Raw genomic sequence first — 8,641 nt, forward strand, 5'->3', positions numbered from 1 at the left:
CCGGCCGCCCAGGCCCTCCCGTCCCGCGAGGGCCCGCTCGGGCCCCGCGGGCCCCGTGCCCGCCCCCGCGGCGCCGCCGGGCGCGAACGGCGGGCGTCCGCACTGGCGGCCGTGGCGGTTCCGTATGTCGAACGACGTGTGGGGCACCCCGGTCGTCGACGGGGACCTGCTGTACGTGACGTCCTTCGAGGTCCACGCGCTCGACGTGGGCACGGGCCGCCGCCAGTTCAAGACGCGCGACGTCGCCTGGGCCATGGCCGTGTCCGGCGGCCGCATCCACGCGTCCGACGGACCCACGCTGTACGCGCTCGACGCACGGCACGGCGCGGAGCTGTGGCGGCTGCGCACCGACGCCTGGGTCTACGCACTCAAGGCCGACCGCGGAACCGTCGTCACCGCCACGCGCGGCGGCGGCGTCCAGGCGTGGGAGGCGGCGAACGGCGAGAAGCTGTGGGAGATCACCGGCGCGCAGACGGAGTTCGAGACGCCCGAGGCGAGCCCGGTGATCCACGACGGCACGGTGTACGTGTGGAAGAACGCCAGGCTGCTGGCGCTCGACGCGCGCAGCGGCACGGAGCGCTGGTCGTACCCGGTCGGCGACGGCGCCTCGTGCGGGGGAGTGCCGGTGCGGCTCCTGCCGGCCGCCGACGGCCGGCTGTACATGGCGGCAGGCACGCGCGTGCTGTCCATCGACATGGCCGGCGGCCGCGTGAACTGGCACTTCGAGGCGCCCGCCGTCTTCCTCTCGCCGCCCGCGTTCGCCCCCGGGCCCGCCGTGACGGGCGGCGGGGTGTACCTCGCCGACTACCTGGGCACGGTGTACGCGCTCGACCCGGCCACGGGCAAGGACCGCTGGCGCATCGCCACGGAGTCCAGGGCGTCCGTGGAGCCGGTGCTCGTCGCCGACGGCAACGTGCACGTGGGCAGCGGCAGCGCCGTCTACACGCTCGACGCGGTGACGGGCACGCCGAAATGGCGGTTCGCCGCGGGCGGCGAGATCATCGGCGCGCCCGCGGTCGCGCAGGGCAGGCTGCACTTCGGCTCCGCCGACACGGTGCTGTACACGCTCGACGCGAGCGAGGGCCAGCTGCGCTGGAAGCTCTCCACGGGCGGCGAGATCACCGGCTCGCCGGTGGTGGAGCGGGGCGTGGTCTACGCGTGCAGCAAGGACCGCTGCGTGTACGCCCTGGACGCGGGGAAGGGCACGGCGACGGGCCGCACGGCGCAGAGCCGCTGACCGGGGGCCCGGGGCGGGTGCGAGCGGCGCGGACGTACCCGTCAGCGCGGGTAGGGCCCAGGGCCCTGACCCGGGTTCGTGCGGGTGTCGGGGCCGTCGTCGTACCAGCCGTACGGCTCCTGGTAGCCGCCGTCCCCGTACCCGTCGTCGGGCCCCTGCTGGTACGGGCCCGGCTCGTACCGCCTGCGCCGCCCGCTCATCACGACGGCCGCGAGGAGCAGCGCGATGCCGCCGCCCAGGCTGTACGCGACGCCCTGGCCGAGTCCCGAGCCGCTGCCGTCGACGACGAGGCTGCCCGCGGCCTGGCCCTGACGGACCATCCACAGCACGGTGAAGCCGATGACGACCAGCCCGGCGAACGCCACGAGCGCGCGCGAACGGAAGACCAGGCCGATCAGGGTGACGAGGGCGGCGAACGCGAAGGGCGCGACCAGCGACTCCCACACACCGGTGCCCGCGCTCGTCACGCCGCGTGCCTCGAAGAGCTCGGCCACCCGGTAGTCGCGGCCGTCCCGCCCGCCGTACCAGGAGAGGAAGGGGCCGAGCACAGCCGCAGCCGCCCCCGCGAGGGCGAGGATCCCGCCGATGACGTTGCGTACCACCGTCGGCCTCCTTCAGAGGTGTGGGCCCGCAGTCGACGCTACGCCGTGCGCCGGCGAACCGCCACGGCGTCCGCGACGTCCTTGCCGGGGCGCCCGGAGCCTCTTTGACAGGTACTGGGAAACTATGTGATCACACGAGGAACGGGGAAGAACGACTCATGCTCAAGCAGCGCCTGAAGGTCATCGCGGTGGCGGGTTTCGTCGTGGTGGCACTGACCGGGTTCTCCCGGCACGGCCATTCACACTCATCGGGCGGCGGTGGCGGCTGCTCGGGCCCCTCGCACACGAGCTCCAGCTCCACATCGGGCGGGAGCGGCTCGTACGACTCGGACAGCGATTCCTACGGCTCCACCGACGATCCCTACGACTCCACCAATGGTTCCTACGGCTCCGCCGACGACAGCGGCGGCCTCCCCGCGTCGACGCCCGGGACGCGCTACGGCTACACCAACCGCCCCACGCACCGCCCCGACAGCACGCCGTCGGACGGTGACGGCGACTCGACCGTTTCGGCCACGGCGAAGACCGTCAGCTGCGCGCACCCGGCGACGGGCGGCCGAAAGGCGGTGACGTCCTCGAAGGTCGAGGTCAAGGCCGCCGGCGGCCACGGCGACGCGGCCCGCGTCTACGTCGACGTCCGCTTCGCGGACGCGGCAGGGAGCACGGTGGACAGAGGCAAGGCATCGGTCATGCTGAAGCCCGGACAGACGAAGACGATCACGGTCGACATGAGCGCGCCCTCAGAGGTCTCCCGCGTCGACTCGTGCGAGGCGTCGGTCGTGTAGGCCCGTGCGGCCCCGCGTTCCCCGTGCCACGACGGTGGAGACCGCGAACGCGAGCGGTCCCGCCATGAACGCGGCGAACGCGGGGATCAGCGCGACCAGCACGACGCAGAAGGCGCAGCCGGTCACGACGAGGACGAGCGCCGAGGGCGTGGCGCGCGTCAGGTCCGCCGCCCGGCGCACCGCGGCGCCCCAGGACGCGGGCGCCCGGCCGGACGGGCCGCTTGACGGGCCGCCGGGCGTCCCCCCGTGGGACGTCCGGCGGCCCGCCACCGTCACCGCGTCCGCGGCCCTGAACGCGGCGGTGAGCAGCACGAAGCCGGCCGCCGCAGCGCCCAGCAGGGCCAGCGCCACCGCCTCCACCGGGTAGCCCGGCATCCGCGACCGCACCACCACGTGCACCTCGAACCACGCCGCCGCGAGCGGCACGAGCACCGCGCCCTCCACCACGAACCCGGCGGCCAGGTTCCGCCCGACCGCGCGAGTGAAGGTGCGCAGCAGCGCCGGCTCCCGCTTCGCGTGCCACGACGCGACGATCTCGGCGCCCGCGCACCAGGCGGCGCCCGCGGTCACCAGCGGCAGCGAGAACACCGCGAACAGGACGCCGACAGCCATGGTCTCGGCCGCCGTGCGCACCTGTTCGCCGCGCTCGGCGCTGAGCGCGAGGCGTGCCGGGCGCGCGGTGGGCGCGGTGCGTGTGCGCGCGGGGCGCGTGCGCTGCGTGTGGATCTGGGTCATCGCCATATCCGCCCTCTCAGCCCTTCAGACCGCTCGACGTGGCCCCGTCCACCAGCAGCCGCTGGAAGGCGAGGAAGAAGAGGAACACCGGCAGCAGCGCCAGCACGGACATCGCCATCATGGGCCCGTAAGAGGTCATGCCCGTCTGGTCGACGAACAGCGAGAGGCCGATCGGGACGGTGAACTTGCTCTTGTCGTTGAGGTACACCAGCTGCGTGAAGAAGTCGTTCCACGTCCAGATGAAGCTGAAGATCGAGCTGGTGATCAGCGCCGGGCGGGTGAGTGGCAGCAGCACCCACAGGAACGTCCGGTAGGGACCGCAGCCGTCGATCCGCGCTGCCTCGTCGATCTCGCGCGGCACCCCGCGCATGAACTGCACCATCAGGAAGATGAAGAACGCCTCGGTGGCGAGGAACTTCGGTGCCACCAGCGGCAGATCGGTGTTGATCCAGCCGAACGTCTTGAAGATCGCGTACTGCGGGACGATGAGCACGTGGTACGGCAGCAGGATCGTGGCCACCATCCCCGCGAACATCACCGACCTGCCGCGGAACGTCAGGCGGCTGAAGGCGTAGGCGGCGAGCGAGCACGAGAACAGCGTGCCGACGACGGCGAGCACGGAGATCACGAGGGAGTTGACGAAGAACCTGCCGAACGTGACGCCCGGGTTGGCGCTCCACCCGCTGGTGAAGTCGTGCAGCGTCCAGTGCAGCGGCCAGGGGCTGTTGGACGTGACGATCTCCGTCGCCGGCTTGAACGACGTGCCGAGCATCCAGATCACCGGGTAGATCACGATCAGCACGACGACGATCACCACGACGTGCCACAGCAGCGACCCGGTGCGCTCGGTGGTGCGCCTGCTGGTGCGCCTGCTCGTGCGCTTGGCGGTGTGGCTCAACGGTTGTCTCCGTCCCCGTAGAAGACCCAGACCCTGGAGACGCGGAACATCAGGGCCGTCAGGATCGCGACGGCGGCCAGCAGGACCCACGCCATGGCGGACGCGTATCCGAACCGGAAGTCGGTGAAGCCCCGCTGATAGAGGTACAGCGTGTAGAAGAGCGTCGAGTCGGCGGGCCCGCCCGTGCCGTTGCTGATGATGAAGGAAGGCGTGAACGCCTGGAAGGAGTTGATGGTCTCCAGCAGCACGTTGAAGAAGATGACGGGTGACAGCAGCGGCAGTGTGATGTGCCGGAAGCGGCCCCACTTGCCGGCGCCGTCGACGTCCACCGCGTCGTACAGCTCGGACGGTATCTGCTTGAGCCCGGCGAGGAAGATGACCATCGGCGCGCCGAACTGCCAGCAGGCGAGCAGGATGATGGCGGGCAGCGCCCACGTCGTGCTGTTGATGAAGTCGGTCTTCGGCAGGCCGATCGAGGACAGCCCGTCGCTGACCGCGCCGCCCTGCGCGAACAGCGACCGCCACACCAGTGCCACGGCGACGCTGGTGCCCAGCAGGGACGGCAGGTAGAACAGCGAGCGGTACACACCGATGCCGCGCCGCCTGCGGTTGAGCAGCAGGGCGACGCCCAGCGCGAGCGCCAGTTTCACCGGCACGGACACCACGACGTAGACGAGGGTGACGCGCGCCGCGTGGAAGAAGCGCGGGTCGGAGGTGAACATCTCACGGAAGTTGGCGAGGCCGACCCAGTGCGGCGATTGCAGCAGGCTGTAGTCCGTGAAGGACAGGTACAGCGAGTACAGCAGGGGCCCGACGGTGAAGACGGCGAGCCCGGCGAACCACGGCAGCAGGAAGACGTAGCCGGCCGTGCGGTCGGCGAAGCCCCTGCTGTTCTTCGCCCGCCCCGGCGCCCGCCCGGCGGTCGGGGGCCGGGGCGGGCGTACGTCGAGCTTGGCCGTCGAACTCAACGGCTTCCTCCCTGTCGTGCGAGGTGTGACCTGCGGGTCACTTGGCCAGGGCCTGCTTCGCCTGCGTCATGAAGTCCTTGGCGCCCGCCTTGACGCTCTCCTGGCCGAAGCTGATGGACCCGTACTCGCGCTGCATGAGCGTGATGAGCTGCCCGTCGCCCTTGGGCGGCGCGGTGGGCGTGGGGCTGAGCCCGGCCTGGTTCGCCTTCTCGAAGTCCGAGACGACCTTGTCGCCGCCGGTGGCGTCCGCCGCCTGGCTCGCACGCGCCTTGAGGTTGGGGAACATGCCACGGCTCGTGCCCAGGGCCTTGGCGGCCTTCGGGTCGTTGATGAGGAAGCCGAGCAGTTCGGCGGCCTCCTTCGGGTGCTTGGAGCCCGCGTAGACGGACAGCAGCATCGACGGCTTGGCGTACATGCCCGTCTTGCCGTTCACCGACGGCAGCGGCAACAGGGCGAGTTGGTCCTTGTTGGCGGCAGCGTGGCTCGCGTAGATGGAGTCGTAGTCCCACTCGGCGACGGTGGTGCCCTTGGCGAGCGGGTCCTCGGCGGGGCCGTTGGAGAAGGTCGTCGTCTGGTTGGCGGGGGTCGCGGCGCCGGACTTGCGCAGCGCGTCGCAGAAGTTCCAGAAGCCCTCAAGGTCGGCCTGGGTGAAGCCGAGCTCGCCGTCCTTCGTGTAGAGGCTGGTGCCGCGCTGGTCGAGCCAGGACTGGAACGCGGCCCAGGTGATGCCGGGGTCGGTGATCCCGGAGACCTTGCCGTGCGACTTGTCGTGCACGGCCTTGCCGAAGGACGCCACGTCGTTCCACGTCCATCCGGGCTTCGGCACCGGCACACCGAGGGACTTGAGCTTGGTCACGTCGACGACGACGGACTGCGTGGCCTGCCCGAACGGCAGCGCGACCTGCTTGTCGCCCGACTTGCCGCTGCCGGCGAACTTGGGGTCGAGGCCGGAGAAGTCGACCTTGGCGGGGCCTGACGAGAGGTCCATCAGGGTGTTGCTCTGCGCGTACTGGCTCTGGTTGCCCCAGTCGATCTGTATCAGGTCGGGTGCGCCGCCGCCGGCCATCTGCGTCGCCAGCTTCTGGTTGTACGGGCCGAACTGGGCATACGTCGTACTGACCTTGATCTTCGGGTGGGCCTTCTCGAACACCTTGATGGCGGCCTCGGTGGACTTGGCCCGCGTGGCGTCCCCCCACCACGAGAAGCTGAGGTGGACCGTCCCGTCGGCGGAGTCGCCCGAGCCGCCGCCCGAGCACGCGCTGAGGCCGAGGGACGCGAGGACGGCGGTGGCGACAGCCGCGGCATGCAGCGGCCGGGTGCGGCGCACCGTGGCGACCGTGGTTTTCATGGCGTGCGTGCTCCCTTGGGGCTTCGGGGTTCGGTGTGGACGAGTTCGGTGTGCGGAAGTTCGGTTTGGGGCGCCGGTCACCAGGACCTCACCGTCTCGGCCTCGATGTAAGGGAGGTCGAGGCTCTCGCCGAGGCCGGGCTCCCGGCTGAGGTGGACGTACCCCTCCGCGTCGACCGGGTCGGTGGCGCGCAGCAGGTGCGGCGGCACCGCGTCGAAGTCGAAGTGCGGGTGCAGCAGGCCGCGTTCGTACCAGCGGCTGTTGGAGACGGCGCCGAGGACCGCGAGGGTGCCCGCGCCGCCGCCGTGCATCTCGCACTCCATCCCGAACGCCTCGGCGAGGTGGGCGGTCCGCAGCGCCGACGCGATGCCGCCGGCGGTGGGCACACCGACGCGCAGGATGTCGCACGCGTGGGCGGTGATCCACTCGGCCCGTGCGTTCAGCCGTCCCGCCACGCTCTCGGGGCCGATGACGGGTGTGTCGAGCTGCTCGGCGAGCCAGCGGTAGGACTGCGTCGAGTACTCCTCCATCGGCTCCTCGTACCAGTGGAAGTCGAGGCGGTCGAGCGCGCGGCCCAGGCGCAGGGCGTCGCTCCTGCTGTACCAGTGGTTGGCGTCCAGCATCAGCGGCACTTCGGGGCCCACCGCCTCGCGTACGGCCGCGCAGGCGCGGATGTCCTGCTCGACGCTGGGCGCGAACGGCACGGGCGGCATCCAGGTGTGCAGCTTGACGGCGTGGTAGCCGTCGGCGACCAGCTTCTCGGCGAACGCCGCGTAGTCGTCGGGGGTCGCGAGGCCGCCGGGTGTCTCGTCGCCGCACATCGTGCTGGCGTAGGCGGGCACCTTGTCGCGCATGCCGCCGAGCAGTTTCCACACCGGCTGCCCGAGCCTGCTCCCGATCAGGTCCCACAGCGCCTGCTCGACGGCGGCGAGTGCACGGTCGCCGAGCGTGCCGGCGCTGCCGCGCTGCCTGCGCGCCAGCCGCTGCCACAGCCGCTCCCGGTCGAAGGGGTCCTGGCCGAGCAGCACGGGCCTTATGTGCTCCCGGAGTTGAGGCTCACCGACGTGGGTCTCGGCCGTCAGGCAGCGGCCCCGGACGCCGTCGCCGTCGGTGAGGGTGAGCAGTGCCCTGGTCACGGTGTGCGGCTCGCCCGGGTGGGCGTGCCCGTCGGAGTCGTGAACCAGTGCCGTCGTCGTACGGAAGACCCGTACGGACACGTCGCTGATCACGGGCCGGGCCGTCGCCTGAGTCATGCGTCGGACCTCCTGGAGTGTGGAGCAGGGCGGGTGGGTGCGCGCGGCGTACACACCGCGTGAGGCCCCCGCGTTCCGAACCTTCTCGATCACCCGGGTTCATGTGGGTAAATCGCATTCACTCTTCTGCCCAGGAAGCTAAGTTCCCCCGGGCGAGGGTGTCAACAGGTGAGTTGAATCGATTTTCCGACGGCTCCGACGAGCCTGGGCCTGCCGGACCCACCCGTCACGTCGCGTGGCCAACGGGTCTGCCATCGCCGCATGTTCGGGTGTTTCCGCTGTTCAGAGTGGTATGGGGAGGCAAGGGTGGTGTGCTCACGGCGCGGGTGGCGACTCGTGGTCGCGCCTCGCCGCTGCCGAGGGAGGCTCGGGACAACAGCAGAGTCATGGCCACCACGGCCAAAGTCAACAGGGGCGGCTTGAAACGACTCAGGCAATCTTCGCTGCCGCAGAAGAGGTGCGTCAGCCCCTTCCCTTCCGTGGGCCGACTCGCTAGCTTGTCGGTCGAAAGCGCTTACTACAACGTTTCAACGATCGCGGCGACGGGACCTGGCGCACCCGCGCCACACGTCGCGCCGCGCCCCGCCGCCACGGCCGTGCTCTCGCCTGCCGCGCGTTCTCTCCGGGGACCTTCCCCGTTCAGCCCGTTGAACCGGATCAGCCCGGCCGGCCTCCACCCGCCGGATCGGAGCGAGGAGTTCGCCATGACCTGGGAGACCCACCAGATCGACCGCCGCACCACACTCGGACTCATCGGCGCGGGCGCCGCGGCCACCGTCGCCGCGGGCGCCGGCAGCGCGGCCGCGGCACCCGCC

8 protein-coding genes are annotated in these 8,641 nt (G+C 71.1%); 2 read left to right on the top strand and 6 right to left on the bottom strand.

Annotation, left to right across the window (positions count from 1 at the left end):
- Positions 1-1,237, top strand: a 1,237-nt coding sequence (locus tag JFN87_RS29950) for an outer membrane protein assembly factor BamB family protein (RefSeq protein ID WP_209345152.1), incomplete at its 5' end; no start/stop codon positions are given.
- 41 nt (positions 1,238-1,278) lie between these two features.
- On the opposite strand, the gene JFN87_RS29955 is transcribed toward JFN87_RS29950, so the two are convergent.
- Positions 1,279-1,839: a hypothetical protein gene (locus JFN87_RS29955; protein ID WP_209345154.1), complete on the bottom strand. Its 561-nt coding sequence runs from the start codon at positions 1,837-1,839 to the stop codon at positions 1,279-1,281.
- 158 nt (positions 1,840-1,997) lie between these two features.
- On the opposite strand from JFN87_RS29955, the gene JFN87_RS29960 reads away from it, so the two are divergent.
- Positions 1,998-2,624, top strand: a complete 627-nt coding sequence (locus tag JFN87_RS29960) for a hypothetical protein (RefSeq protein ID WP_209345156.1) — start codon at positions 1,998-2,000, stop codon at positions 2,622-2,624.
- Here the strand turns inward: JFN87_RS29960 and JFN87_RS29965 are convergent.
- The 5 genes from JFN87_RS29965 to JFN87_RS29985 form a co-directional block, all read right to left on the bottom strand.
- Positions 2,580-3,359, bottom strand: a complete 780-nt coding sequence (locus tag JFN87_RS29965; RefSeq protein WP_209345158.1) for a hypothetical protein — start codon at positions 3,357-3,359, stop codon at positions 2,580-2,582. The genes JFN87_RS29960 and JFN87_RS29965 overlap by 45 nt on opposite strands.
- Positions 3,360-3,375: 16 nt before the next feature.
- The gene (locus JFN87_RS29970; protein ID WP_245182538.1) at positions 3,376-4,257 is read right to left on the bottom strand and encodes a carbohydrate ABC transporter permease; all 882 of its coding nucleotides are present in this window, start codon (positions 4,255-4,257) and stop codon (positions 3,376-3,378) included.
- Positions 4,254-5,225 carry a carbohydrate ABC transporter permease gene (locus JFN87_RS29975; RefSeq protein ID WP_209345160.1) on the bottom strand — a complete coding sequence of 324 codons (972 nt, stop codon included), beginning with the start codon at positions 5,223-5,225 and terminating at the stop codon, positions 4,254-4,256. Before JFN87_RS29975 ends, JFN87_RS29970 begins: the two co-directional genes overlap by 4 nt.
- 37 nt (positions 5,226-5,262) lie before the next feature.
- Positions 5,263-6,573, bottom strand: coding sequence for an ABC transporter substrate-binding protein (locus tag JFN87_RS29980; RefSeq protein ID WP_209345162.1), 1,311 nt, complete (start codon positions 6,571-6,573; stop codon positions 5,263-5,265).
- Positions 6,574-6,650: 77 nt separating this feature from the next.
- On the bottom strand, positions 6,651-7,826 hold the full coding sequence (locus JFN87_RS29985; RefSeq protein ID WP_209345165.1) for an enolase C-terminal domain-like protein: 1,176 nt from the start codon (positions 7,824-7,826) through the stop codon (positions 6,651-6,653).
- Positions 7,827-8,641 lie beyond the last annotated feature (815 nt).

The organism is Streptomyces montanisoli, assembly GCF_017813245.1.
Taxonomy (GTDB): domain Bacteria; phylum Actinomycetota; class Actinomycetes; order Streptomycetales; family Streptomycetaceae; genus Streptomyces; species Streptomyces montanisoli.

What these genes read in the sequence shown, in the direction of transcription:
- JFN87_RS29960 (WP_209345156.1), top strand. Translation starts at nt 1,998, where the DNA reads ATGCTCAAGCAGCGCCTGAAGGTCATCGCGGTGGCGGGTTTCGTCGTG.
- JFN87_RS29965 (WP_209345158.1), bottom strand. Translation starts at nt 3,359, where the DNA reads ATGACCCAGATCCACACGCAGCGCACGCGCCCCGCGCGCACACGCACC.
- JFN87_RS29980 (WP_209345162.1), bottom strand. Translation starts at nt 6,573, where the DNA reads ATGAAAACCACGGTCGCCACGGTGCGCCGCACCCGGCCGCTGCATGCC.
- JFN87_RS29985 (WP_209345165.1), bottom strand. Translation starts at nt 7,826, where the DNA reads ATGACTCAGGCGACGGCCCGGCCCGTGATCAGCGACGTGTCCGTACGG.